Source organism: Pseudomonas sp. PD9R (assembly GCF_019200975.1).
In the GTDB taxonomy this organism is placed as follows: domain Bacteria; phylum Pseudomonadota; class Gammaproteobacteria; order Pseudomonadales; family Pseudomonadaceae; genus Aquipseudomonas.
The window spans coordinates 43,203-67,157 of the sequence record NZ_JAHTMR010000001.1 but is presented as its reverse complement, the minus strand read 5'-3'; the positions used below and the strand labels follow the sequence as shown (position 1 = coordinate 67,157).

The 23,955-nt window shown below is 58.6% G+C and carries 25 protein-coding genes; 7 read left to right on the top strand and 18 right to left on the bottom strand.

The annotated features are described in order from the left end of the window. Positions 1-91 precede the first annotated feature (91 nt). Together KUF73_RS00315 and KUF73_RS00310 are read right to left on the bottom strand one after the other, a co-directional pair. The gene (locus tag KUF73_RS00315) at positions 92-2,236 is read right to left on the bottom strand and encodes a 3-hydroxyacyl-CoA dehydrogenase NAD-binding domain-containing protein (RefSeq protein ID WP_218436067.1); all 2,145 of its coding nucleotides are present in this window, start codon (positions 2,234-2,236) and stop codon (positions 92-94) included. Positions 2,237-2,261: 25 nt separating this feature from the next. Beyond that, positions 2,262-3,467 carry an acetyl-CoA C-acetyltransferase gene (locus tag KUF73_RS00310; protein WP_218436066.1) on the bottom strand — a complete coding sequence of 402 codons (1,206 nt, stop codon included), beginning with the start codon at positions 3,465-3,467 and terminating at the stop codon, positions 2,262-2,264. A 677-nt stretch (positions 3,468-4,144) separates the two neighbouring features. Between KUF73_RS00310 and KUF73_RS00305 the strand changes: the two genes are divergently transcribed. Further along, a complete protein-coding gene (locus KUF73_RS00305) occupies positions 4,145-4,966 on the top strand; it encodes a cytochrome c (protein ID WP_218436819.1) in 822 nt (273 codons plus the stop codon). A gap of 112 nt (positions 4,967-5,078) precedes the next feature. On the opposite strand, the gene KUF73_RS00300 is transcribed toward KUF73_RS00305, so the two are convergent. The 10 genes from KUF73_RS00300 to KUF73_RS00255 all read right to left on the bottom strand — a co-directional run bounded on the left by KUF73_RS00300 (position 5,079) and on the right by KUF73_RS00255 (position 14,197). Beyond that, a complete protein-coding gene (locus KUF73_RS00300) occupies positions 5,079-5,888 on the bottom strand; it encodes a transglutaminase family protein (RefSeq protein ID WP_218436065.1) in 810 nt (269 codons plus the stop codon). Then, on the bottom strand, positions 5,885-6,835 hold the full coding sequence (locus tag KUF73_RS00295; RefSeq protein ID WP_218436064.1) for an alpha-E domain-containing protein: 951 nt from the start codon (positions 6,833-6,835) through the stop codon (positions 5,885-5,887). The genes KUF73_RS00300 and KUF73_RS00295 overlap by 4 nt, the downstream gene beginning before the upstream one ends. 12 nt (positions 6,836-6,847) lie before the next feature. Continuing rightward, complete coding sequence (locus KUF73_RS00290; protein WP_218436063.1) at positions 6,848-8,257, bottom strand: circularly permuted type 2 ATP-grasp protein; 1,410 nt, start codon at positions 8,255-8,257, stop codon at positions 6,848-6,850. 425 nt (positions 8,258-8,682) lie between these two features. Then, complete coding sequence (locus tag KUF73_RS00285) at positions 8,683-9,024, bottom strand: ribonuclease E inhibitor RraB (protein ID WP_060541568.1); 342 nt, start codon at positions 9,022-9,024, stop codon at positions 8,683-8,685. A gap of 211 nt (positions 9,025-9,235) precedes the next feature. After that, entirely contained in the window at positions 9,236-9,469 is a 234-nt protein-coding gene (locus tag KUF73_RS00280; RefSeq protein WP_218436818.1) for a hypothetical protein, read from the bottom strand. 178 nt (positions 9,470-9,647) lie between these two features. After that, positions 9,648-10,523, bottom strand: a complete 876-nt coding sequence (gene speE / locus KUF73_RS00275; RefSeq protein ID WP_218436062.1) for a polyamine aminopropyltransferase — start codon at positions 10,521-10,523, stop codon at positions 9,648-9,650. 234 nt (positions 10,524-10,757) lie between these two features. Further along, a complete protein-coding gene (locus KUF73_RS00270; protein WP_218436061.1) occupies positions 10,758-10,949 on the bottom strand; it encodes a PLDc N-terminal domain-containing protein in 192 nt (63 codons plus the stop codon). An 82-nt stretch (positions 10,950-11,031) separates the two neighbouring features. Further along, positions 11,032-11,562 (bottom strand): hypothetical protein, encoded by a 531-nt coding sequence (locus KUF73_RS00265; RefSeq protein WP_218436060.1) that lies wholly within the window; start codon positions 11,560-11,562, stop codon positions 11,032-11,034. A 151-nt stretch (positions 11,563-11,713) separates the two neighbouring features. Further along, positions 11,714-12,232 carry an ankyrin repeat domain-containing protein gene (locus tag KUF73_RS00260; RefSeq protein WP_218436059.1) on the bottom strand — a complete coding sequence of 173 codons (519 nt, stop codon included), beginning with the start codon at positions 12,230-12,232 and terminating at the stop codon, positions 11,714-11,716. 126 nt (positions 12,233-12,358) lie between these two features. Then, positions 12,359-14,197, bottom strand: coding sequence for a long-chain-acyl-CoA synthetase (locus tag KUF73_RS00255; protein WP_218436058.1), 1,839 nt, complete (start codon positions 14,195-14,197; stop codon positions 12,359-12,361). Positions 14,198-14,541: 344 nt separating this feature from the next. Here KUF73_RS00255 and KUF73_RS00250 point away from each other — a divergent pair, with 344 nt between their 5' ends. After that, on the top strand, positions 14,542-14,820 hold the full coding sequence (locus KUF73_RS00250) for a DUF3509 domain-containing protein (RefSeq protein WP_218436057.1): 279 nt from the start codon (positions 14,542-14,544) through the stop codon (positions 14,818-14,820). 97 nt (positions 14,821-14,917) lie between these two features. Here the strand turns inward: KUF73_RS00250 and mtnC are convergent, their stop codons facing one another. The 5 genes from mtnC to aroC are packed head-to-tail and all read right to left on the bottom strand — an operon-like array spanning position 14,918 to position 19,052. Then, entirely contained in the window at positions 14,918-15,601 is a 684-nt protein-coding gene (mtnC, locus tag KUF73_RS00245; protein ID WP_218436056.1) for an acireductone synthase, read from the bottom strand. Between the two features lie 4 nt (positions 15,602-15,605). Further along, positions 15,606-16,151 (bottom strand): acireductone dioxygenase, encoded by a 546-nt coding sequence (locus KUF73_RS00240; RefSeq protein ID WP_218436055.1) that lies wholly within the window; start codon positions 16,149-16,151, stop codon positions 15,606-15,608. A gap of 12 nt (positions 16,152-16,163) precedes the next feature. Next, positions 16,164-16,784 (bottom strand): methylthioribulose 1-phosphate dehydratase, encoded by a 621-nt coding sequence (locus KUF73_RS00235; protein ID WP_218436054.1) that lies wholly within the window; start codon positions 16,782-16,784, stop codon positions 16,164-16,166. Then, positions 16,781-17,932, bottom strand: coding sequence for an MFS transporter (locus tag KUF73_RS00230; protein WP_218436053.1), 1,152 nt, complete (start codon positions 17,930-17,932; stop codon positions 16,781-16,783). The genes KUF73_RS00235 and KUF73_RS00230 overlap by 4 nt, the downstream gene beginning before the upstream one ends. 28 nt (positions 17,933-17,960) lie before the next feature. Next, on the bottom strand, positions 17,961-19,052 hold the full coding sequence (gene aroC, locus KUF73_RS00225) for a chorismate synthase (RefSeq protein ID WP_218436052.1): 1,092 nt from the start codon (positions 19,050-19,052) through the stop codon (positions 17,961-17,963). A gap of 83 nt (positions 19,053-19,135) precedes the next feature. Here aroC and KUF73_RS00220 point away from each other — a divergent pair, with 83 nt between their 5' ends. Together KUF73_RS00220 and KUF73_RS00215 are read left to right on the top strand one after the other, a co-directional pair. Beyond that, complete coding sequence (locus KUF73_RS00220; protein ID WP_218436051.1) at positions 19,136-20,134, top strand: alpha/beta hydrolase; 999 nt, start codon at positions 19,136-19,138, stop codon at positions 20,132-20,134. Between the two features lie 99 nt (positions 20,135-20,233). Further along, positions 20,234-21,025 (top strand): hypothetical protein, encoded by a 792-nt coding sequence (locus KUF73_RS00215; RefSeq protein ID WP_218436050.1) that lies wholly within the window; start codon positions 20,234-20,236, stop codon positions 21,023-21,025. 82 nt (positions 21,026-21,107) lie between these two features. Here the strand turns inward: KUF73_RS00215 and prmB are convergent, their stop codons facing one another. Beyond that, positions 21,108-22,016, bottom strand: coding sequence for a 50S ribosomal protein L3 N(5)-glutamine methyltransferase (gene prmB, locus KUF73_RS00210; RefSeq protein ID WP_218436049.1), 909 nt, complete (start codon positions 22,014-22,016; stop codon positions 21,108-21,110). Between the two features lie 239 nt (positions 22,017-22,255). On the opposite strand from prmB, the gene KUF73_RS00205 reads away from it, so the two are divergent. From KUF73_RS00205 to KUF73_RS00195, 3 genes are all read left to right on the top strand, one after another. Beyond that, on the top strand, positions 22,256-22,846 hold the full coding sequence (locus tag KUF73_RS00205; protein ID WP_218436048.1) for a cysteine hydrolase family protein: 591 nt from the start codon (positions 22,256-22,258) through the stop codon (positions 22,844-22,846). Between the two features lie 131 nt (positions 22,847-22,977). Beyond that, positions 22,978-23,298 carry a hypothetical protein gene (locus KUF73_RS00200; RefSeq protein WP_218436047.1) on the top strand — a complete coding sequence of 107 codons (321 nt, stop codon included), beginning with the start codon at positions 22,978-22,980 and terminating at the stop codon, positions 23,296-23,298. Positions 23,299-23,373: 75 nt separating this feature from the next. Further along, the gene (locus KUF73_RS00195) at positions 23,374-23,931 is read left to right on the top strand and encodes a Smr/MutS family protein (protein WP_218436046.1); all 558 of its coding nucleotides are present in this window, start codon (positions 23,374-23,376) and stop codon (positions 23,929-23,931) included. Positions 23,932-23,955: the final 24 nt, after the last annotated feature.

The following is a 23,955-nucleotide window of genomic DNA, read 5'->3' as shown; positions in this document are numbered from 1 at the left end:
AAAATACCTGACACGTGATGGGAATAATGCACACCCCAGAGCCTGCCTTGAACACCGTGACAAGGCAAGCCCCGGAATACGTCACCGATCCCTAAAACGCCTCGCCCTTGGCCGCTTTTTCCAACAACAGCGCTGGCGGTGCGAAGCGCTCGCCATACTGCCCTGCCAGGTACTGGGCGCGGGCGACAAAGTCCTTGACCCCATATTGGTTAATGAACTGCAGCGCGCCACCGGTCCAGGCGGCGAAACCGATGCCGAAGATCGAGCCAATATTGGCATCGGCCGTCGAGGTCAGCACGCCCTCCTCCACGCAGCGCACGGTTTCGATGGCTTGCACGAACAGCAGGCGATCACGCACATCTTTCGGTGAAATCTGCCCATCGGTTGTTTCAAAACGGGTTTTCAGTTCCGGCCACAAGTGTTTCTGTGCGCCCGCCGGGTAATCGTAGAACCCAGCGCCAGCGGCCTTGCCCGGACGCTTGTATTCGTTGAGCAGCAAGTCAATCACCGCGAACGCCGGGTGCTCAAGCAGCGGTTTCCCTTCGACTTGCAGGTCTTTGGCCGTTTGCTGGCGGATATGGCTCATGAGGCTGAGGGAAACTTCGTCAGAGATCGCCAGTGGCCCGGTGGGCATGCCGGCCTTGCGCGCTTCGGTCTCAATCATCGCGGCGCTGACGCCTTCACCGAGCATGGCGATGCCTTCGTTGGTGAACGTGCCGAAAACCCGCGAGGTGAAGAAACCACGACTGTCGTTGACCACAATCGGCGTTTTCTTGATTTGCAGTACGAAATCAAAACCACGAGCCAGGGTTTCGTCGCTGGTGTTGACGCCTTTGATGATTTCCACCAGCGGCATTTTTTCCACAGGGCTGAAGAAGTGCAGGCCAATGAATTTGCCTTGGTCCGGTACTGCCGTGGCCAGGCCGCTGATTGGCAGGGTTGAGGTGTTGGAGGCGATTACTGCGTCCGGGCCGACAATCTGTTGCGCCGCCGACGAAACCCTGGCCTTCAGCTCACGATCTTCAAACACCGCTTCAATGATCAGGTCACAACCGGCCAGATCGGCATCGTTTGCGGTGGTATCAATCCGCGCCAGAACGGCTTCGCGCTGCTCGGCGCTCATTTGCCCGCGCGCGACTTTCTTGTCCAGAAGTGCCGCCGAGTGCGCCTTGCCCTTCTCTGCCGCAGCGAGATTGACATCCTTGAGCACCACATCGATGCCGGCCGATGCACTGACAAACGCGATCCCCGCCCCCATCATCCCGGCCCCGAGCACGCCCACTTTCTGCGTGACATAAGGAGTGAAACCCCGGGGCCGCGAACCGCCAGCATTAATCTCGTTGAGCTGGAACCAGAAGGTGCCGATCAAATTCTTCGAGACCTGGCCGGTGGTCAGCTCGGTGAAGTAGCGGGTTTCGATCAGGTGCGCCGTGTCGAAATCTACCTGAGCGCCTTCCACCGCAGCGCACAGGATTTTCTCCGGTGCTGGCATGCAGCCCTGGGTTTTACTGCGAAGGATCGACGGTGCGATGGCCAACATCTGCGCAACTTTCGGGTTCGACGGCGTGCCACCGGGAATCTGGTACCCCTTCACGTCCCAGCGCTGCACAGCCGTCGGGTTAGCGATGATCCAGGCCTTCGCCTTGACCAGCAGTTCATCATGGTCAGTCGCCAGTTCGTCGATCAACCCTGCTTGCAATGCCTGCTGCGGTCGAACTTTTTTACCTTCGAGCAAATAAGGCAGGGCTTTTTCCAGGCCGAGCATGCGCACCATGCGCACCACCCCGCCACCGCCCGGCAGCAGGCCAAGGGTCACTTCCGGCAGGCCGAGTTGTACCGACGGATTGTCCAGCGCTACGCGGTGATGGCAGGCCAGGCAGATTTCCCAGCCACCGCCGAGCGCCGCGCCGTTGATCGCCGCGACCACCGGTTTGCCGAGGGTTTCCAGGGCGCGCAACTGGCCCTTGAGGGTCAGCACCATGTCGTAGAAGGCTTTGGCTTCGGGTTTGCCGACTTTGATCAGCTCATTGAGGTCACCGCCGGCGAAGAACGTCTTCTTGGCCGAGGTGATAATGACGCCGGCAATGCCCTCCTTGTCGGCCATCAGTCGGGCGACGCAATCAGCCATCGCTTCGCGGTAGACGGCGTTCATGGTATTTGCGCTCTGGCCCGGCATGTCGATGGTCAGGACGACGATTTGGTCCTGGCCTTTTTCGTAACGAATGGCTTCGCTCATAAAAATAATTCCTTGAAAACGGGGCTCAGAGGCGTTCGATGATGGTGGCAATGCCCATGCCGCCGCCGACACACAGGGTCGCGAGGCCATAGCGCAAACGCCGAGTTTCCAGTTCATCGAGCAAGGTGCCGAGAATCGCGCAGCCGGTGGCGCCCAGCGGGTGGCCCATGGCGATGGAGCCGCCATTGACGTTGACCTTGTCCGGGTCGACAGCCATGTCCTTGATGAACTTCAACACCACCGAGGCAAAGGCCTCGTTCACTTCGAACAGATCAATGTCTTCGACACGCAGCCCGGCCTTGGCAAGCGCCTTACGGGTGGCCGGAGCGGGGCCGGTGAGCATGATGGTTGGGTCGGTGCTGGTGACTGCCGTGGCGACGATCCGCGCCCGAGGCTGCAAACCCAACGCCCGGCCCTTGGCTTCGGAGCCAATCAGCATCAATGCCGCACCATCGACGATTCCGGAACTGTTGCCGGGTGTGTGGACGTGATTGATCCGCTCCACATGGCTGTAGACCCGCAGCGCCGTGGCGTCGAAGCCCATTTGCCCCATCATTTCGAAACTCGGCTTGAGCTTGCCCAAACCTTCCAGGGACGAGTCGGCACGGATGAATTCATCGTGATCGAGCAGGATGATGCCGTTCTGGTCCTGCACCGGTACCAACGATTTGTTGAACGATCCGCTGGCCCGCGCACGCGCTGCTTTTTGTTGGGAATGAAGTGCGTAGGCGTCGACATCCTGACGACTGAAGCCTTCGAGCGTAGCGATCAGGTCGGCCCCCACGCCTTGCGGGGTGAAATGGCTGTGCAGATTGGTTTCCGGGTCCAGCGCCCAGGCCCCACCGTCGCTGCCCATCGGCACGCGCGACATGGACTCGACGCCGCCGACCACCACCAGGTCTTCAAAACCGGAGCGGACTTTCATTGCCCCGAGGTTCACCGCTTCCAGACCCGATGCGCAGAAACGATTGATCTGCACCCCAGCCACGCTGACATCCCAATCAGCGACCTGCGTGGCGGTTTTGGCAATGTCCGAGCCTTGATCGCCGACCGGCGTCACGCAGCCAAGCACAACGTCATCGACCTGGCTGGTGTCGAGGGCCGTTCGCTGTTGCAGCGCCGTGAGCAACCCGGCCACCAGGTTCACCGGTTTGACACTGTGCAAGGCACCATCAGCTTTGCCTTTGCCACGGGGTGTGCGTAATGCGTCGAAAATCAAAGCTTGGATCATGACGTCCTCGTACTTTGTTGGTGAGGATCAAAAAATCGCAGCCTTCGGCAGCTCCTACAGGGGATCGCGTACATAGGTAGGAGCTGCCGAAAGCTGCGATCTTTTGATCTTTCAAGAAGTCTCCACCTTATTCCGAGGCGCAACGGATTCAATGACCGCAGCGCTCACTGGCGTTGACGGACACGCTCAGACGGACGGTCGTCAGCTACCGGATGAGTTGGTGGCGGACACGCAGGTGTCTAGCCAAAGGCCGCCCAAGAAGCTGGCAATAGGCCTCATGCCTTTTTAATAGATTATTGTGTGGTCACCATATGAAATGAATCTAAATCAAGCGTGACGCGGGCTCTAAGGTGAAGTTATACGAAGTTGTCGTCGGGTTTTGCCGAGGCGCTCGTCCTACAGGAAGTGCAACGCTCTGCCGTCATGGAGATATGCAGGCAGGCATCAGGAAATAACAAAAAAGGCGGTCAGCCATGTTCAAACAATCGAAAGTTCGTCAAGCCGGGCTCATTCTTTTCGCCACCACGCTGTTGTTGATTTTGCCGAACCTGACCAAGGTGATCGGCTAGTCGGTTTAAAAAAAACGGCTCAAGAGTTTTTATCGCCACGGTAAAAATGTGACTGGCTCGCTACCCGGGCCAGCGTGGCTGTGCCAACCTTTGTGGCACTTCCACGACATGGACGGCGATCAATTGAAAACGCTCATTCTGTTCGGGGCCTTGCTGCTCAGCACGCCTCTGTATGCCGCACAGTTGAACCTGGAGCTGGGCGCGACCCGTCGCACCTGGCAGACAGAGGAGTTGCTCAAACATCCTCAAATCCAGACCATCACCATTACCAATGATGTTTCCTACAAACGGGACATGAGCTATCGCGCCTTGCCCCTGGCGGCGTTGTTGACAGGAATCAAACCTGACGATCATCTGCAAGCCGTGGCCCTGGACGGCTTTGCCGCTGAAATGGCGGCTGCACCGCTACTCAATACCCAAGGTGCGCGGGCCTGGCTGGCGATTGAAGACCCGGCCAAGCCGTGGCCACCGCTGTCTGAAGGCAAACTGGGCGCCGGGCCGTTCTATCTGGTCTGGACCGATCCGCAGGCCGGCCACATCAGCCCCGAACAGTGGCCGTTTCAGGTCGCAAGCATCAAGCGCATGGCCCCGGTGGCAGAGCGCTTCCCTGCCCTGCTGCCTGATCCTGCGCTGAAGGCCGATGACCCGATAAACAAGGGCTTTGCGTTGTTTCAGAAGAATTGCCTGGCCTGCCATCGATTGAATGGCGCCGGGGATGCGCAGTTCGGACCAGACCTGAATATTCCGTACAGCCCGACCGAGTACTTCGGCGCGGACTTCCTCAAGCGTTACATCCGCGATCCACAAAGTTTGCGCCAGTGGCCGCAGGCGAAGATGCCCGGGTTCTCGGCGGAGGTTTTACCGGATGGGGAGCTGGGAATGCTGGTGGGGTATTTGAAGCATATGGCAGGGCGCAAGGTTAAACCCTGATGGCATTCTCTTTGTAGGAGCCGAGCTTGCTTGCGATAGCGGTTTTGCTGTCAATACACCTTTGACTGACCTACCGCTACCGCGTGCAAGCTGCGCTCCTACAGTGGTTAAACTACTGTTGCTGCACGGAGATCACCGGCATCGGCGTCGGTGATACCAGCACCTTGGCGTGCATCTGCTCACAACCACCGCCGCGGCGCATGCCACGCACCGGACAGGCGTCCAGATAATCCAGACCCACCGCCAGTTTCAAATGGCGCTCGGGCCGGGCCAATTCATTGGTCACATCGAAGCTGTACCAGGCGTCATCGAGCCAGGCTTCGGCCCAGGCGTGGCTGGCCAGGTGCTCGCTGTTTTCGCTGTACAGATACCCCGACACATACCGCGCGGGAATGCCCAGACTGCGGGCGCAAGCGAGGAATGCATGAGTGTGGTCCTGGCACACGCCCGAGCGCCCGGCGAAAGCCTGTGCGGCACTGGTGTCCACTTCGGTGGCACCCGGCGTGTAGGTCATGTGCTGATTCAGGCCATGCATCAAGTCGATCAGTGCGGTGCGGTCCCGGCGTTTCTTGCACTCCTTTTCGGCGAACGCCCGCAGGGCCTGATCGGCTTCAGTCAGGCGGGTGAAGCGCAAAAACGGCAACGCCGACTGGCTCTCGTGCTCGGCTTCGCGCAATTCATCGATATCGACCTGACCACGGGCACCGATGATGATCGCTTCGTGCGGTTCGTCCATGGTCAGCACATGCAGGATGTTGCCGAACGGATCGAGTTGCGCACGCACCGGGCGAGGCAAGTCGAGCTGCCAACTGAGCACGTGCTGGCGCTCGCTGTCGTGGGGGGTCAGTCGCAAATACTGGATGCTCGCCCGCACCTGATCTTCGTAGTGATAGGTGGTCTCATGGCTAATGGAAAGTCTCATGCAGCCTCCAGGTAAGAACTGTGAATGGCGTTACCCAGCTGGCGCACCAGCGGGATGAACTCGGTCAGCCAGGCGTGCAGGCCTTCGTCGAGGATTTCGGTGATGCCGGTATAGCGCAGCCGCGCGTCCATCTCCGCCGCCAGGCGTTGCGCGGGACGGCCGTTGGCCCCCGGCAACTGGGCGAGGATCTGGTCGATTTCTTCGGTGCAGGCGCGCAATGAGCGCGGCACATCCGCCCGCAGCAACAGCAATTCGGCCACGTGCCGGGCGCCGGGGGCGTCGCGATAAATCTCGGTGTAGGCCTCGAACGATGACAACGCCCGCAGCAAGGCACTCCACTGGTAATACGCATGGGCCGTGCCATCGCTGACCGCTTCGGCCTGATCGCCCGCCATTTCGTAACGGGCATCAAGCAGGCGCAATGTGTTGTCGGCCCGCTCAATGAACGTGCCGAGGCGAATGAAGCGGAACGCATCATTACGCATGATCGTGCCGTAGGACGCGCCACGGAACAGGTGAGAACGTTCCTTGATCCACTCGCAGAAACGGCTCATGCCGTAGCGACTCAAGCCCTGCTCGGCGATCCCGCGAATTTCCAGCCAAGTCGAGTTGATGTTTTCCCACATGTCGGCGGTGATTCGCCCACGCACTGCATGAGCACTGGCCCGCGCGGCACCGAGGCAGCTGTAGATGCTGGCCGGATTGGCCGCATCCAGCGCGAAGAAATGCAGAAGCCGTTCGGCATGCAACTCGCCGTGGCGTTCGAGGTAGTCGTCCAGAGTGCCGGTAATCAGCAGTGGCATGGCGAGTTCGTGCAGACCATCACCGCGACCATCCTGTGGCATCAGCGACAGCGAATAACTGATGTCGAGCATCCGTGCGAGGTTTTCCGCCCGCTCCAGGTAACGCGACATCCAATACAAATCCGAGGCAGTTCTACTTAACATGGCAGGCTTCCTTCAATCCTCGACCACCCAGGTGTCCTTGGTTCCGCCACCCTGGGAGGAATTCACCACCAGGGAGCCTTCGCGCAGGGCGACACGGGTCAAACCACCGGGCACAACCCGGGTTTCGCGGCCGGACAATACAAACGGACGCAGGTCGATGTGGCGTGGGGCGATGCCGTTTTCGACAAAGGTCGGACAGGTCGACAGGGACAACGTCGGCTGCGCGATGTAGGCATGGGGTTTGGCTTTGATCCGCGCGCGGAAGGCTTCAATTTCCGCCGCTGTCGCCGCCGGTCCCACCAGCATTCCGTAGCCGCCCGAGCCCTGGGTTTCCTTGACCACCAGTTCCGGGAGATTGGCCAGGACGTGGGAGAGTTCCGAAGGATTGCGGCACTGCCAGGTCGGCACGTTCTTCAGGATCGGTTCTTCATCCAGATAGAAACGGATCATGTCCGTGACGAACGGGTACACCGACTTGTCGTCCGCGACCCCGGTGCCGATGGCATTCGCCAACACCACATTGCCGGAGCGGTAGGACGACAGCAGCCCTGGCACGCCGAGCATTGAGTCCGGGTTGAACGCCAGCGGGTCGAGGAACGCATCGTCGAGTCGTCGGTAGATCACGTCCACTGCTTTTGGGCCGTCGGTGGTGCGCATGAAAACCTTGTCGTCTCGCACGAACAGGTCTGCACCTTCCACCAGTTCAACACCCATTTCCCGCGCCAAAAATGCATGCTCGAAGAACGCGCTATTGAAGCGCCCCGGCGTCAGCACCACCACGCTCGGATTGTCGATCGGACTAGAACTTTTCAGTGTGTCGAGCAGCAGATTCGGATAGTGATCGATGGGGGCGATGCGCTGGGCCGAGAACAACTCGGGAAACAGCCTCATCATCATCTTGCGATCTTCGAGCATGTAGCTGACACCGCTCGGTGTACGAAGATTGTCTTCGAGCACGTAGTACGTGCCGTCGCCATCGCGCACCAGGTCGACACCCGAGATGTGCGAATAGATATCGCGATGCAGATCCAGGCCTTGCATCGCCAACTGATATTGCTCGTTGGCCAGCACTTGCTCGGCCGGAATGATGCCGGCCTTGATAATGCGCTGCTCGTGGTAGAGGTCGGCGAGGAACATGTTCAACGCCTTGACCCGCTGAATACAGCCGCGTTCGACGACGCGCCATTCGCTGGCGGGGATGCTGCGAGGGATCGTGTCGAAGGGAATCAGGCGCTCTGTCCCCTGCTCATCACCATAGAGCGTGAACGTAATTCCGGCGCGATGAAATAACAGATCGGCCTCGCGTCGCCGTTGCGCCAAAAGCTCGTCAGGCGTTTCGGCCAGCCAACGGGCAAACTCCCGATAATGCGGGCGGACCTGGCCGCCGGCATCGTACATCTCATCAAAATAGGTGCGGATCATGCCGTACTCCTTGTCACCCGGACATCTAGGCTTCGCAAGGCCCGTGCCATCGGCAGAAACGCTTTGATATCAATCGGTTGGATAATCAATACGCAGACACCGCACCAATCCTGTGCGGCAAATGCCCCAACCTGATCGCCCCCGCTTCATTGCAAGGCGTTGTAGTCGCCTATCACCAGCATAGTCAGAGTTGATTTCACTGCGCGGCTGGCACTGCGGATAATCCGTGCATTCGCTGAAAAACTTAACGAACTTCCCTTTAGCCGCCTGCTCAGGCGGTTTTTTTTGGCTTTTAGAAACGTTATGAATCAAAAACAAGATCAAAAGATCGCAGCCTTCGGCAGCTCCTACACCGATCTTTGCACAAAACGAAAACGGCCAACCCGAAGGTCAGCCGCTGCTGATGATTGTAACTGTTCATATGGTTATGCGAGTCGCCCTCGTACCTCCTGTTTGACACCCCAGCCTTCAATGATGCCGCCCAATGGCTCGACCACTGCTTCGAAACCCTGTTCGAAATCGCCGATGTCGTCGTAAGTGGCGTACATGACTTTGCTCAGTTCGAGTGCCCATGCGCCGTCGTCGCGCACACTGATTTGCGCATTCAGGGATTCACCGCGGTAATGACCTGCCGCCCTGCGTGCCCGCTCCTCGTCCGGGAAAATGGCGTAGAACTCGATGGGATGGAACCGTGAAAAATCGAAACCGCCTTCTTTCATGCGGCGCAGCACGCTGCTGCTGATGTCTTCTTGATAGGCTGTGCTCATGAAACGTCCTCCTCAAACTGATGGATAGACTTTCCGTACTCCCAGCGCCCGCCACCGAACAGCGCGAGCGACGGCAACCGATGTGCCGACGGGAAACAAGCATGGAGCTGACAAGACCAGACCTTAGCGATCCATTCGCTGATCTCGCTTGCAGATTAGCCCCAAGATAGAGCCGCTGCCAAGGCCTGGTTGAGAATGTGACAGGAGTTGTTCAGATTGGCGTGATGCCGAGGATTTGTATGCTGTTCTGAGCTTTAAGGCTTTTGACGCTCGCATCGGCGGTTCGCCCTTCCAGATCGTTCAGATCCAGTTCGGCGGCAACAGGAAGAAGCCGGGCCTTGATGAGTTTGGCAGCGCGTTCGTTATCCGGGCACTCGTCGCACTCAAAGACTTCGTCGACAGTTTCACCGTGATCATCCACGAAAGTGATTTTCCACTTTTGCATCAGTGCCTCCTCGATAAAACCCATGGATGGGCTTACACATATCTGGACTTTGACCCTGGTCGATCGTTCAAACGGATTACCTGTAGGAGCTGCCGCAGGCTGCGATCTTTTGATTTTGATCTTTAAAAACCGGATCAAAAGATCGCAGCCTGCGGCAGCGCCTACAGGAGGCCCGCGTTTAGTCGTTGCTTGGCTTGTTCACAGCCTGCAAAACGTATTGCGGCAAAGCGAAGGCTCCGATGTGAATTTCCGGATTGTAGTAGCGGGTGACGATGCCGCTGCCGGCGAAACGCTGTTGCAGGGTTTCGCGGGACAATTTGCGATAAGCGGTATTGGTTGCGCCCCAGGCGAAGGTCATCGAGCCGCCGATGTAAGTCGGTACGGCGGCCTGATAGAAGTGCCAGTCCGGGAACAGGCTGCGCAGGCGGCCGGCGGTGGTTTTGACTTCTTCGATCTGCATGAACGGTGTGCCGTTCTGCGTTACCAGGATGCCGCCTTCGTTCAGGCAGCGGTGGCACGCCTGGTAGAAGTTTTCCGAGAACAGCACTTCGCCCGGCCCGATCGGGTCGGTGGAGTCGGAAATGATCACATCGAATTTTTCAGTGGTGGTGGCGACGAAACGCATGCCGTCGTCGATCACCAGGTTCAGGCGTGGATCATCGAACGCACCCTTGGAGTGGTTCGGTAGAAATTCCTTGCACATGTCGACCACGGTGCCGTCGATCTCGACCATGGTGATGTGCTCGACGCCGCGGTGCTTGGCCACTTCACGCAGCATGCCGCCGTCCCCACCGCCGATGATCAGTACGCGCTTGGCGCTGCCATGGGCGAGGATCGGCACATGGGTAAGCATTTCGTGGTAGATGAACTCATCGGCCTCGGTGGTCTGGATCACGCCATCCAATGCCATCACCCGGCCCATGCGCGGGTTTTCGAAAATCACCAGGTGCTGGTGTTCGGTGCGCACTTCGTGCAGCAGTTTTTCCATGCGAAAACGCTGGCCGTAGCCTTCGTAGAGGGTTTCCAGGTAGTCGCTGGCTGGGATGTTGCTCATGGGAAGTGCTCCGATGAATGCGGGTGGCAACGGACGGTTACCCGCCCATGATGGCCAATCGATTGGCTCGATTGCCCGGGAAAGGCGCGCATTCTACGTCGCGGAACATGACAGGTCGAACCTTCTGATTATCGCGCCTGTAGGAGCTGCCGCAGGCTGCGATCTTTTGATTTTGATTGTTAAGATCAAAAGATCGCAGCCTGCGGCAGCTCCTACGTTGGGATTTGTGTGAGGTCAGATTCTGACGTTACCGCGTGGCCCGGCGATGGCCCAGATGATCAGGCCCAGAACCGGCAGCAACAGGATCAACAGCACCCAGAGGACTTTCATCCCGGTTTCGGTGCCACTTTTCAGTACGTTGATGATTGCCCAGATGTCCAGGGCCAGAATGATCAGGCCTACCAGGCTGTTGAACGTGGAACCCATGGTGACGCTCCTGAAGTGTGATTCGCACTCTTAGGATAGCCGGCCATGGCAAGGGTTCCGTTTTATTTGACAGCTTTGCGCTTCAGACGTGGATGGCCACTTTCAAGGCTTCGAGGGACGGTGCCGCAGCGATGCCGACTTCGGCGCACAGCTCAAGCACTCGTGGCACATCGTTGCCGTAGACCAGTACCACTTGCAGCTCATCGTCGAGCAACTGGCTGAAGTTCATCAAAACGTAGCCGCCGTTTTCCTTGTTCAGGCTGCTCATCTGTACCTGAATGCGGTTGAGCGCGGTCAGCGCCTCGGTCTTGGCCAGTTGCTTGGGTTTGATATTGAAGTCGATGCCCGGCCCGAACGAAGCGACGATCTGGGCGAACAGGTCCATGTAGGTGTCGGACTGGAACAGCACGGTCTCCGGCAAGCTGCCAACGACGACCCACTCACCCAGCGGGATCGGGAAGGTTTCGTCGTAGTTGATGTCCGGATTGGCCGTCAGAAAACCCTCTGGATCGGCGTAAGCCTGGGCCGCTTCGTCAGCGACCTTGAGGATTTCGTCTTCGCCCATGCACCCGGAGCTGATTTTGCTGATGAGTTCGACGAGTGCGGCTTTCATGGGGGTGATCCTGTAGCGAGGGAGTTTTGAGGGCGCGAAGGATAACGCAGGTTAATCTCAAAAACGAAAAGATCGCAGCCTGCGGCAGCTCCCACATTTAAATGGGTACATTCCTGTAGAAGCTGCCGCAGGCTGCGATCTTTTAAATCTATCAGCCCAGTAACTTTTCCAGTTGCGCAACGGTATCAGCCGCACCCAGGGTCTTGGCAGCATCCAGCGCAGTCACGCCATTGGCGTCCTTGGCTTTCGGGTCGGCGCCTTTGCTGATCAGGTAGTCGACGATGGCGACGCGGTTGAACATCGCCGCCATCATCAGCGCGGTACGGCCATCGAATGACGAACCCTCAACCTGCGCACCACCTTCAACCAGCGCCGCAACCACCGCCAGATCACCCTTGAACGCCGCGCCGGCAATCGGACTCTGGCCGTTGTCGTTGCGGATTTCCGGATCGGCCTTGTGTTCGAGCAGGACTTTTACGGTGTCGACATGGCCGTGGTAGGCAGCCAGCATCAGCAAAGTATCGCCCTTGTGATTACGCAGGTTCGGCGGCAGGCCCTTGGTCAGCAGCGCAGCCATCATGGCCGCATCACCCTCGCGCGCCTTGTTGAATACCTGTTCGGCAAACTCGGCAGCTTCTTCGGGGGTCATCTGGCGGCTTTTGTCTGACATTGAGCACTCCACTTTCAGTTATTCGCAAAGTTGACAGTTTCCCGAGCCGCCCCGGCACTGTCACTTCTTTTTTCTGAAGCAGGGCCATAGCCACATTCAATAACGCCGCACTTAATAACGCTGCACCTAATAACGATAGGCACCGCCGTGAATGTCCATCAACACTTGCTCGGTCACCTGCACGTAAGTCTCGGTTCCCGGCAACCAGGCGTAGATTGGGTCATCGCCAGTTCGGCCTGGGTCAAAGGCTTCGTCCTTGAGCCGGGTCTTCTGGTATTTGAAAGTCCCGGTGGTCTCCATTTTCACTTTTACCCGCAGGAACAAGGGCACGGCGTAGGTCGGCATCTGTTGCCGGGCAAAGGCCAGCAATTCGCTGAAGTCCATGGTCGCCAGGGATTCAGCGGGCGTGATCGCCGCCATACCAGCCCGGCCATTGGTGTTGCGGATTTCCACGCCATAGGCCACGGCTTCGGAAATGTGCGGGTGTTGCAGGAGGATGTTCTCCACCTCGGTGGTCGAAACGTTTTCGCCCTTCCAGCGATAGGTGTCGCCGAGGCGATCCACAAATTGTGCATGACCAAAACCGATGTTGCGCAGCAGGTCACCGGTGTTGAAGTAGCGGTCGCCCTTGGCGAAGACATCGTGGAGCACGACCTTTTCGGTTTTCTGCGGATCGGTGTAGCCGTCCAGCGGTGCCTTGTCGTCGATTTTCGCTAGCAATAGCCCTTGCTCGCCTTTGCCCACCTTGCGCATGTAGCCGCTGGCCTCCCGTATCGGCGCGCCGCTGTCATGGTCGTACGCCGCCAGCTCCCAGGACATCAGGGAAAATCCGACGGTGTTGTCGAAATTCAGAATGTTGGTGAAACCGATGTTGCCGTCGCTGGCGGCGTACAGTTCGCAGATGTGATTGACCGCAAAACGGGTTTTGAACTCACTCCACGCGCCTGGGCGCAGTCCGTTGCCGATCATCTTGGTCACACCGTGCTTGCTGTCGTCGGCGCTGGGCGGTTGATCCACCAGATAACGACACAACTCGCCAACGTAACCAAGCGTGGTCGCGCGGTACTGGCGCACATCGTTCCAGAATTGACTGGCGCTGAACTTGCGGCGGATGGCAAATCCCGACGCACCGCTGATGGCCGAGCCCCAGCACACGCAAAGACCCGTGGCGTGATACAGCGGCAAGGTGCAATAGACGACGTCCTCCGGGCGCATATCCAGCGCGATCATCCCGAAACTCGCCGAGCTACGCATCCAGCGCCCATGCTTGAAAACCCCGGCCTTGGGCAACCCGGTGGTGCCCGAGGTGTAGATAAAGAAACAAGGGTCGTCGAAAAAAACCTGCTGACTGCTGACCGGGTTGTCGCCGCAGGCATCGATGCTGGCGGTCATCAAGTTGATGAAACCTTCCGGGGCAATTCCCGGATGACTCCAAGTGTCTTGATCGGCGACATACCAGGTTCGCACCGCCTCAATCAACACGCGCTCACGCACCGCCAAAAACGCCGGGATCAGTTCCCCGCCAACGACGATGGCCGCTGGCGCGACCAGGTTCAGGCTGTGCACCAGCGTATCGCGGGTCTGCGAGGTATTGAGCAATGCGCTGATCGCACCGACCTTGGCCACCGCCAATATCGTCACCAACAGTTCCGGACGGTTCTCGATGAAAACCGCCACCACATCACCCTTGCCAATGCCTTGGGCAATCAAGTGGTGAGCAATGCGATTGGCCCATTCATTGACCTGTGCATACGTCAGCGCCACCGAGCCGTACAACAAGGCCGGGCCCTCGGGGTTGCGCAAGGTCGCTTGTTCGAAACTCCAGCCCAGGCCACACGGTTGGGTCGGGTCCTTGACGTTAGCCACTTTCATTCCTCTCACCACTCGTGGAATGGCTTTGGCAATGGAAGGCAGCTTGCGGAGCATCATGCCCCAGGTAATCGTGTCGCTCGGCATACGGCTCATGGATGCTCCCGTTCGATCTTCTTATTGTCGGGCGGCGTTGATTGAGCCCGAAAATACGTCAACGGTTCTGGCGCTGTACACGCGGTTTTTGAAATGTTTTGTATCCGCGACGGCTGTGCTGGAAATCGTGAGCATCGACCTGCGAAATGGTTCCATTGAATCGCCGAAGGCACCGCAAAATGCAGGATGCACGATGGCCATTCATGCAGAATGCACGAGAGCAAAAAACCACAATAAATATAACTTATTGTTTTAGAACGTTATTTTACCGATTCAAATACTGGCACAATCGCTGCAACTCTCTCCGCATGCTTGCCATTCAAGAGCTTACGGAGCTAGTAGACATGAGCCTGATTCAGGAAAAATTTTCGTCCTTGTTCTCCCACTTCGAAGTCACCACCCAGGCGCGACCTGACGGCGGGATTCTGCTGACGTTGCGCAGCACCGAGGGCCGAGTATTCAAGCGTTCGATTTCCTACCAGCAATTGCACAATGGCGACCAACTGTCGTGGGTCATCAGTGCGATTCGTCGCGACCTGGCGGAACAGGCAAGTGAATTGCCGCAAATTTCTATGCTGCAGAGCCAGCAACGGTTTGCGCTGCCGACTTACCATTCGGCGTAATTCAACAAACTCCAAAGATCGCAGTCTGCGGCAGCTCTACATGGATCGCGTTTTCATGTAGGAGTTGCGGCAGGCTGCGATCTTTTGATTTGGCTTTTTAAAAGGTCGACGGATCGATCAGCGCAAAGCTGTCCACGGTCAAATGCCCTGCCAGTTCACCGCCCTCGCGCGCCAGTCCGCACGTAGTCATCCCGGCGGTGCGTGCCGCGTCCAGTTCCTCGACGATGTCGGACAGAAACAGAATCTGCGTAGCCTCCAGGCCGATAGCCTGCGTGATGTTGGCGTAGGACTGCGCTTCGCGCTTGGGCCCTGATGTGGTGTCGAAATAACCGCTGAACAGCGGCGTCAGATCTCCCGCCTCCGAGCAGCCAAAGATCAAGCGCTGGGCCTGGATTGAGCCCGAGGAATACACAAACAATTGATAGCCGTCCTGGTGCCAGCGCTTCAGCGCCTCAACGGCGTCCGGGTAGACGTGACCTTTCAATTGCCCAGCGTGATAGCCCTGTTCCCACACCATCCCTTGCAATGCCTTCAGCGGCGTGGCCTTGCGGTCTTCAGCGATCCAGCCCAGCAGAATCTCAATGACACGCTCGACGTCGGCGTTTGGCTCATTGCTATCGCGACGCACGGCATTCAGTTGCTCGGCCACGTCTGCACGCTCGGCATGTTGGCGCACGAAGTCCGGCAGGTGTTTGGCGGCGTAAGGAAACAGCACGTCGAAGACAAAACTCACCGCGCTGGTGGTGCCTTCGATGTCGGTGAGAATCGCTTTGATCGGCATCGACTCAGTCCTCCAGACGCGGGAATTGGCCGGCGATGTCTTCGCCGGTGAAATTGGCGACCCAACCTTCCGGGTTATTGAACAGTCGAATCGCAACAAAATGCGGATGCTCACCCATGTCGAACCAGTGCTTGGTGCCGGCCGGCACAGAGATCAGGTCGTTCTTCTCGCACAGGACGGCGTAGACGTAATCGTCGATGTGCAGGGTAAACAAGCCACGACCGGCGACGAAAAATCGTACTTCGTCTTCGCCGTGGCGGTGTTCTTCAAGAAACTTGGCGCGCAGTTCGGTTTTTTGCGGGTGATCGCTGTTCAGGCTGATCACGTCGACAGTGATGTAACCGCGTTCGGTCATCAGCTTGTCGATTTGCACCTGGTAGGCGCTGATCACTTCTTCCTGACTGGCGCCGGGCTGGATCTTCGCCCCAGCTTGCCAGCGGTCGAAACGCACACCCTGCTCTGCCAGGGTCGAGGCGATGTCTTCGAAATGGGTCAGCACCTTGTTGGGAATTTCAGGGCTGGAGACGTGATAAACGGACAGGCTGCTCATCAGGGCAACTCCTTAACGGTTCAAGAGCGAGCGCGTCTTCAACTCGCACTCGAACAAAAATTCAAAAGCCTCGATCTGCCGCAGCGCGTCGCTCATACGTGCGCCCCAGGTGTAGAGGCCATGGCCGCGAATCAGGTAGCCGACACAATCAGGATGGGCGTCGAGCCAAGGCTGAACCTTGGCGGCGAGACGCGCAATGTCCTGGTCATTGTCGAAAATCGGCACGCGCACCCGGGATTCGTGGGTCGATACGCCGGTGAAGGCTTTTTGCAATTCGTAGTCTTCGAACTCGATGAAGTCTTCCGCCGTCAGGCGCGACAGCACGGTGGCGTTCACCGAGTGAGTGTGCAACACCGCGCCGATCTCCGCGCGCCAGCTGTAGAGCTGAGTGTGCAACAGGGTTTCGGCGGACGGCTTTTTGCCCGGTTCCAGACTGTTGCCGGACAGATCGGTGGCGAGCACATCGTCGAGCTCCAATTGGCCCTTGTGCTTGCCCGACACCGTCAGCAGCGCTTCGGTCGGCGACAGTCGGGTCGAGTAGTTGCTGCTGGTGGCTGGCGACCAGCCGCGGCCATACAGGAATCGCCCGGCGTCGATGATTTCCTGGGCGAGGTGTTCACGGGTAAGGCTCATGGCCTGTCCTCTTGCATACATGTGGCAATGATAACGGCAGCCGCGACGGCTGCGAGACTGGCAATACTAAAGGTCCATGCGGCGCCGAGGGTGTTCCAGCTGTAACCGGCGTACAACGCGCCCATCGCACCGCCAGTACCGGCCAGTGCGGCATACAACGCCTGGCCCTGCCCTTGCTGACGCGGGCCAAAGCTACGTTGCACGAATGAAATGGCAGCGGCGTGAAAGCTGCCGAAGGTTGCCGCGTGCAGCACCTGGGCAAACAACAGCACCCAGAGAAATTCGGCGAGTGAACCGAGCAACAACCAACGCAACGCCGCCAGCAGGAAACTCGCCAGCAACACCCGGCGCAATGAAAAACGCGCGAGGATCTTGCTCATGGCCATAAACATCAGCACTTCAGCCACAACTCCAACGGCCCAGAGCATACCGATCACGCCTCGGCTGTAGCCCAAGCGCTCAAGGTGCAACGTCAAAAACGTGTAATACGGACCGTGGCTCATCTGCATCAACGCCACGCATGCGTAAAACGCCAGTACACCAGGGCTGCGTAGCTGCGCGAGGAAACCCTCCCCCACCAACCGTTCACCCTGGGCCGGCTGGGCGTTTGGCACCCACAGACTGCTGAGCACGATCCCGGCCATGATCAGCACCAGCGCTGCCGGGTAAATGTCGAGGCTCAGCCATTCGAACAACCGCCCAAGCGCTACCACAGTGATGATGAAACCGATCGAACCCCACAAGCGAATCTGGCTGTAGCGCGAGGTCTGGCCCCGCAAATGCGCCAGGGTGATGACTTCAAACTGCGGCAACACCGCGTGCCAGAAGAATGCGTGCAAGGCCATGACCATCGCCAGCCAGGCGTAGGTCTTGCTGACGAATATCAGCGAGAAGGTCAGCAACGTGCAGACCGCGCCGAAGCGCACGATGGCCAGCCGTCGACCGGTGTAATCGCCGAGCCAGCCCCAGATGTTTGGTGCGACGCAGCGCATCAGCATCGGGATCGCCACCAGCTCGCCGATGCGTGCGGCGCTAAAACCCAGGTGATCGAAGTACAGCGCCAGAAACGGCGCTGTCGAACCGAGCAAGGCGAAATAGAACAGATAGAAACTGGAGAGCCGCCAGTACGGGAGCGCCGCTGCCGCCATCAGACGGCTGCGACTTTAAGATCAACCATTAAAGTTGACCCAGCACCGGTGTGCTCACGCGCACATCGGCGTTCTGCCCACGATGACGCAGCAGGTGATCCATCAACACGATAGCCATCATCGCTTCGGCAATCGGCGTGGCACGGATGCCAACGCACGGATCGTGACGGCCCTTGGTGATGACTTCCACCGGGTTGCCATGGATGTCGATGGAACGGCCCGGCGTGGTGATGCTGGACGTCGGCTTCAGGGCCAGATGCGCAACAATCGGCTGACCGGAGGAGATGCCGCCGAGAATGCCGCCCGCATTGTTGCTGAGGAAACCTTCCGGGGTCATTTCATCGCGATGTTCAGTGCCGCGCTGGGAGACGCTGGCGAAACCGGCGCCGATTTCCACGCCCTTTACCGCGTTGATGCTCATCAGCGCATGGGCCAGCTCTGCGTCGAGACGGTCGAAAATCGGCTCGCCGAGGCCCGGCATTACGCCTTCGGCCACGACAGTAATCTTCGCACCGACCGAATCCTGATCACGACGCAGCTGGTCCATATAGGCTTCCAGCTCTGGCACTTTGTCCGGGTCGGGGCTGAAGAAAGCGTTCTCTTCCACCGAATCCCAGGTCTTGAACGGGATTTCAATCGGGCCGAGTTGGCTCATATAGCCGCGAATGACGATGCCTTGAGTGGCCAGGTATTTCTTGGCAATCGCGCCAGCCGCCACGCGCATCGCGGTTTCCCGTGCCGAACTGCGACCGCCGCCGCGATAATCGCGCTCGCCGTATTTGTGGTGGTAGGTGTAGTCGGCGTGGGCCGGGCGGAACAGATCCTTGATGGCCGAGTAGTCCTTGGACTTCTGGTCGGTGTTGCGGATCAACAGGCCGATGGCGCAACCGGTGGTACGACCTTCGAACACGCCGGAGAGGATTTCGACTTCGTCGGCTTCCTGACGCTGGGTGGTGTGGCGGCTGGTGCCAGGCTTGCGGCGATCCAGATCGCGCTGCAGATCCTCAAGGGAAATCTCCAGGCCCGGCGGGCAGCCATCGACAATGGCGACCAACGCCGGACCATGACTTTCGCCAGCGGTGGTGACAGTGAACAGCTTGCCGTAGGTATTGCCGGACATCGGGACGCTCCGTGAAATCGAACCTGAATACGTAATGCGCGCCAGTATACGCAGGCTACCCAAGTAGTTCATCCTCGAACCTTATGGGTGCCTGCGAGTCCAACTGGCATCTTGTTGATGATGGCGTGATGATGCTGCGAGTTCTAGCCTTGAGCCTTACCCTGTTTACCGGTTTCGTCCAGGCCACTGTCCTGCAACGACCGATCACATTGGACACCGGCACTGGCGAGCTTTTCGGCTCGCTGCTGCTGCCCAAGTCCGACACACCCGTACCGGTTGTCTTGATCATTTCCGGCTCCGGCCCTACGGATCGCGACGGCAATAATCCTGACGGCGGGCGCAACGACAGCCTCAAACGGCTGGCCTGGGTGCTGGCCAAACACAACATCGCCAGCGTGCGCTACGACAAACGCGGCGTGGCGGCGAGCCTCGCCGCGACCCCGGATGAGCGCAATCTGACGGTGGAAGCTTACGTGGCGGATGCCGAAGCCTGGGGCCAAAAGCTCAAAGCGGATCCGCGTTTTGGCAAACTGATTTTGCTGGGACACAGCGAAGGTGCGTTGATCGCCAGTCTCGCGGCACCCAGCATCGATGCCGCGGCCGTGATCTCCATGTCCGGCACTGCCCGGCCGATCGATCAGGTGCTGCGCCAGCAATTGGGCAATCGCCTGCCTCCGCCATTGATGCTGCGCAGCAACGAACTGCTCGACAGCCTCAAGGCCGGGAAAATCGACGACAACGTGCCACCGCAATTGCAGGTGATTTTCCGTCCTAGTGTGCAGCCGTATCTGATTTCGCTGTTCCGCCAGGATCCGGCCGCCGCGTTTGCCAAGTTGAAGATGCCGGCGCTGATCATTCAGGGCAGCAACGACATTCAGGTCGGCGTCAATGACGCTCGCTTGCTCAAGGCTGCCAAACCCGATGCCGAACTGGCGCTGATCGAAGGCATGAACCACGTCATGCGCATCGTGCCCAACGACGTAAAACGCCAATTGGCTTCTTATAAAGATCCAAATTTGCCCCTTGCCGCGGAACTTGGCACGCGAATCCTCGGGTTTATTGATGGACTTCGCGTCAGTTAACCGCTGTTTGCCCTCCAGTCTTGCGATAAACGGCCGATAAGCCTTTGTCGCCAGCGCACTGGCTGGCGGCAAGCAGAGCTTGGACAGGATCGCGCCGCTATGACTGATACCCAGACTTCACCCGATACCACCGCTGAAAAAGACGCACCGCCAGCGGTCGAATTGCCCTGGGCGGACGTCCACGTCGAGCACCACAAGATGCTCCGTCTGGCGCCGTTGCAGACCGATCGCAACACCGGCGGCCGTCCGTTGCGCTTTGTCGAGTTCGGTTATGCCGAGCGTAATGACAAGCAGCGTAGCCTGATGCGCATGAGCATCACCCTGCCCGGCCAGCGCGTGCGCAAAGAACAGAATCATCTCGACGTGTGGGTCGACCACGGCGAAAAACGCGTGCACTTCGGCCCGGACAGCGGCTTGCAAATCGAACCGATGAATCGCGGTATCGGTCGCTTCATGGCGGCTCAAGGTATTACCTGGGCGAAGAAGCGCTGGCCGGGTTACACCGTCGACGGCTCCGACCTGAACAACAAGGACGCACTGAACGAAGACACGCGTCTGCGCCGCGATCATTTTTTGCGAGTACACGGTTTCGATGTGGTTTACGCCGACGCCCAGCATCTGAAGGGCAGCGTCAAAGAAGTACAGGTCGGCGATCTGTTGGGTGACTGGAACACCGAAAAACTGCAGATCGTGGAAATTCTTGAAGCGGCGCAGATGCTTCAGCAGGCCGAGCAGAATCTGGCCGAGCAGGAAGTCAAACTCAAGAAACACGAAGAGAAAGTCAGTAAGTACAAGCGTGAAGACGCCGGTTTGCGTTTCACCATTACTTGTCTGGTGGCGTTTGCAGTGTTTCAGGCAGGATTGTTGATCTGGATTGCGACACACCGGTAAATCAAAAGATCGCAGCCTGCGGCAGCTCCTACACCGACCCATGTAGGAGCTGCCGCAGGCTGCGATCTTTTGCTTTTGAGGCTTAGACGCGTGAAGCGAACAATGCCTGGTGATCGCGGCACTGTTCTGCTGTCAGCATGAATACACCATGCCCGCCGCGCTCGAAGTCCAGCCAGGCAAAGTCAACTTCCGGGTACAACGCCTCGACGTGAACCTGGCTATTGCCCACTTCGACAATCAGCAAGCCCTTCTCGGTCAGGTGATCGGCCGCTTCAGCGAGCATGCGCCGCACCAGGTTCAAACCATCATCGCCGCAGGCCAGACCCAGTTCCGGCTCATGCTGGTATTCGTCCGGCATGTCGGCGAAATCTTCGGCATCGACGTAAGGCGGGTTCGACACGATCAGGTCGAAACGCTGACCCGGCAGACCATCGAAACCATCGCCCTGCACGGTGTACACACGCTCATCGACGCCATGGCGTTCGATGTTCTGGTTGGCCACTTCCAACGCTTCGAACGAAAGATCCGCCAGCACTACTTCGGCCTTCTGGAACTCGTAGGCGCAGGCGATACCGATGCAGCCAGAGCCGGTGCACAGATCGAGAATCCGCGCCGGCTCGGTGCCCAGCCAAGGCGTGAAACGGTTTTCGATTAACTCGCCAATCGGCGAACGCGGGATCAGCACACGCTCATCGACAATGAACGACATGCCGCAAAACCAGGCTTCACCCAAGAGATAGGCGGTCGGCACGCGTTTTTCGATACGGCGCTTGAGCAGGTGCTGCAGGTGCACGAGTTCGTCTTCTTCCAGATTGCAGTCGAGGTAGCTGTCGGCAATTTCCCACGGCAAGTGCAGCGCGCCCAACACCAGTTGACGAGCTTCGTCCCAGGCGTTGTCGGTGCCATGGCCGAAAAACAGATCCTCCCCATGGAAGCGGCTGACGGCCCAACGGATATGGTCACGCAGGGTACGAAGGCGGGAAGTGATCACGACGGCAAACTCCAGAAAAATCGACGGGCGATTCTACCAGCCAAACGCCGCCACGACGACGCGGGAAAAATACTTGGGCAAATGTAGGACTAATCTGTTTTTTCAGCTTGGTATTGAACAAAACGGAGCACTTGACAACGCTGCACGCCAATAACGACGGTGCCTACGATGGTAGCGATTCACAGAAGCGCTCAGCCAGAGGACAATGTCGCAAAAGCCCCACTCCAAGGAGCCCCAGAATGTCCGTTCCACAAACGATGTTTCAACTCAGCGGCCGCGGTTATGCAGCCGCCAAACTGAGTCATGCGACGCTTGTCATCATCGATGCCCAGAAAGAGTACCTCAGCGGTCCATTGGCCCTGAGCGGCATGGACGCTGCCGTCGCGAACATCAAGCAATTGTTGGCCGCAGCCCGCGCCGCTGGCCGACCCATCGTGCATGTACGCCACCTCGGTACCGTCGGCGGTCTGTTCGACCCGCAAGGCGAGCGCGGTGAATTCATCCCGGGGCTGGAGCCATTGGTCGACGAAACCATCATCGGTAAATTATTGCCGAGCGCATTCCATGGCACCCCACTTGAAAAACGCCTGCAAGACCTCGGAGCCCTCGACCTGATCGTCAGCGGTTTCATGAGCCATTCCAGCGTCAGCACCACCGTACGCGCGGCGAAGAACCTGGGCTTTCGCTGCACCCTGGTGGAAGACGCCTGCGCCACTCGCGACTTGCCATACAAGGGCGGAGTCCTGAGCGCCGAGCACGTCCAGCAGACCGAAATGGCGATCATGGCGGACAACTTTGCCACCCTCGCCCTGACCCGCGAGTTGATCTGATCGACGCTCCATGAGCGGCCAATAGCGCCGCTCATCCGCAAAAGCCTCCCATTAGCCGTAATTGTCTTAGCCTCAGGAACATCCCGGTCAACTCCCGGTCGAAGGGCCGATACCCATTGAGGAAGGTCGGAATGAAGTTATCCGATGGTTTTGACGCTCGCCGCTTGCGGCCCAAAGGCCAAAGCAACTGGCGTTTTCGAATCGGCGCAACGATTGCTGCGCTGTTAGCTATGAGTGGTGTGTTGCTCGCCATGGCCGGTGTCGCCAGCCTGCTCGGTCATGCACCCGCCCTGGGTGAAATGAACACCAACCGAGTGGGTTCGGCAGTGATTCTGGTGATCGGCCTGGTCGTGCTGTACTTCGGCGTGTGGCTGTGGCGCCGCTGCCGTCGCCGCTCACGTCAGTCGCAAGCGCTGAACATGTCCCCGCACCTGATGAAAAAACACGACTAAGCGAACGCCGCGCGTTTTGTCGCGCGCCCATTCGCTTCGAGTTGGGTAAACTGGCCGCCCTTCGCGGAGGCTGACATGCAAGACGACGATTTTTCCCTGTTCAAAAGCGCGCTTCAAGGCGTCAAGCCAATCAAGCACGATCGCGCTGAAACCGGCAAACCCAAGGCTGACCGCGCGCAGATCGCCAAACTGCGTCAGGCCGCCACTGTGCGCACCGATGCCACCACCGTTGACGGGCTGTCCGATCAGTTCGTCATCGACGTCGGCCCCGAAGACGAATTGATGTGGGCGCGCGACGGTGTACAGGAAAGCCAGATGCGCAAGCTCAAGGTCGGGCAGATTCCGTTCGAAGGCAGCCTCGATCTGCACGGTATGAGCGTAGAAAAGGCCCGGGAAACCCTCTGGGCCTTCCTGGCCGAAGCGACCAAATTCGAAATCCGCTGCGTGCGCGTCACCCACGGCAAAGCTGTGCGCCTGGACGGCAAGCGGCCAATGATCAAAAGCCACGTCAACACGTGGTTGCGCCAGCATTCGCAGGTACTTGGCTTCACTTCCTGCCAGGCCAAACACGGCGGTGCCGGTGCGGTTTATGTGATGCTCAAACGAACCATGATGGAAGGCCGCGACGAGTAAAGCTGTTGCTTCACGCTTGCAGCG

Coding starts and splice junctions, on each gene's coding strand:
- KUF73_RS00315 (WP_218436067.1), bottom strand. CDS start 2,236: ATGAGCGAAGCCATTCGTTACGAAAAAGGCCAGGACCAAATCGTCGTC.
- KUF73_RS00310 (WP_218436066.1), bottom strand. CDS start 3,467: ATGATCCAAGCTTTGATTTTCGACGCATTACGCACACCCCGTGGCAAA.
- KUF73_RS00305 (WP_218436819.1), top strand. CDS start 4,145: ATGGACGGCGATCAATTGAAAACGCTCATTCTGTTCGGGGCCTTGCTG.
- KUF73_RS00300 (WP_218436065.1), bottom strand. CDS start 5,888: ATGAGACTTTCCATTAGCCATGAGACCACCTATCACTACGAAGATCAG.
- KUF73_RS00295 (WP_218436064.1), bottom strand. CDS start 6,835: ATGTTAAGTAGAACTGCCTCGGATTTGTATTGGATGTCGCGTTACCTG.
- KUF73_RS00290 (WP_218436063.1), bottom strand. CDS start 8,257: ATGATCCGCACCTATTTTGATGAGATGTACGATGCCGGCGGCCAGGTC.
- KUF73_RS00285 (WP_060541568.1), bottom strand. CDS start 9,024: ATGAGCACAGCCTATCAAGAAGACATCAGCAGCAGCGTGCTGCGCCGC.
- KUF73_RS00280 (WP_218436818.1), bottom strand. CDS start 9,469: ATGCAAAAGTGGAAAATCACTTTCGTGGATGATCACGGTGAAACTGTC.
- speE (WP_218436062.1), bottom strand. CDS start 10,523: ATGAGCAACATCCCAGCCAGCGACTACCTGGAAACCCTCTACGAAGGC.
- KUF73_RS00270 (WP_218436061.1), bottom strand. CDS start 10,949: ATGGGTTCCACGTTCAACAGCCTGGTAGGCCTGATCATTCTGGCCCTG.
- KUF73_RS00265 (WP_218436060.1), bottom strand. CDS start 11,562: ATGAAAGCCGCACTCGTCGAACTCATCAGCAAAATCAGCTCCGGGTGC.
- KUF73_RS00260 (WP_218436059.1), bottom strand. CDS start 12,232: ATGTCAGACAAAAGCCGCCAGATGACCCCCGAAGAAGCTGCCGAGTTT.
- KUF73_RS00255 (WP_218436058.1), bottom strand. CDS start 14,197: ATGAGCCGTATGCCGAGCGACACGATTACCTGGGGCATGATGCTCCGC.
- KUF73_RS00250 (WP_218436057.1), top strand. CDS start 14,542: ATGAGCCTGATTCAGGAAAAATTTTCGTCCTTGTTCTCCCACTTCGAA.
- mtnC (WP_218436056.1), bottom strand. CDS start 15,601: ATGCCGATCAAAGCGATTCTCACCGACATCGAAGGCACCACCAGCGCG.
- KUF73_RS00240 (WP_218436055.1), bottom strand. CDS start 16,151: ATGAGCAGCCTGTCCGTTTATCACGTCTCCAGCCCTGAAATTCCCAAC.
- KUF73_RS00235 (WP_218436054.1), bottom strand. CDS start 16,784: ATGAGCCTTACCCGTGAACACCTCGCCCAGGAAATCATCGACGCCGGG.
- KUF73_RS00230 (WP_218436053.1), bottom strand. CDS start 17,932: ATGGCGGCAGCGGCGCTCCCGTACTGGCGGCTCTCCAGTTTCTATCTG.
- aroC (WP_218436052.1), bottom strand. CDS start 19,052: ATGTCCGGCAATACCTACGGCAAGCTGTTCACTGTCACCACCGCTGGC.
- KUF73_RS00220 (WP_218436051.1), top strand. CDS start 19,136: ATGGGTGCCTGCGAGTCCAACTGGCATCTTGTTGATGATGGCGTGATG.
- KUF73_RS00215 (WP_218436050.1), top strand. CDS start 20,234: ATGACTGATACCCAGACTTCACCCGATACCACCGCTGAAAAAGACGCA.
- KUF73_RS00205 (WP_218436048.1), top strand. CDS start 22,256: ATGTCCGTTCCACAAACGATGTTTCAACTCAGCGGCCGCGGTTATGCA.
- KUF73_RS00200 (WP_218436047.1), top strand. CDS start 22,978: ATGAAGTTATCCGATGGTTTTGACGCTCGCCGCTTGCGGCCCAAAGGC.
- KUF73_RS00195 (WP_218436046.1), top strand. CDS start 23,374: ATGCAAGACGACGATTTTTCCCTGTTCAAAAGCGCGCTTCAAGGCGTC.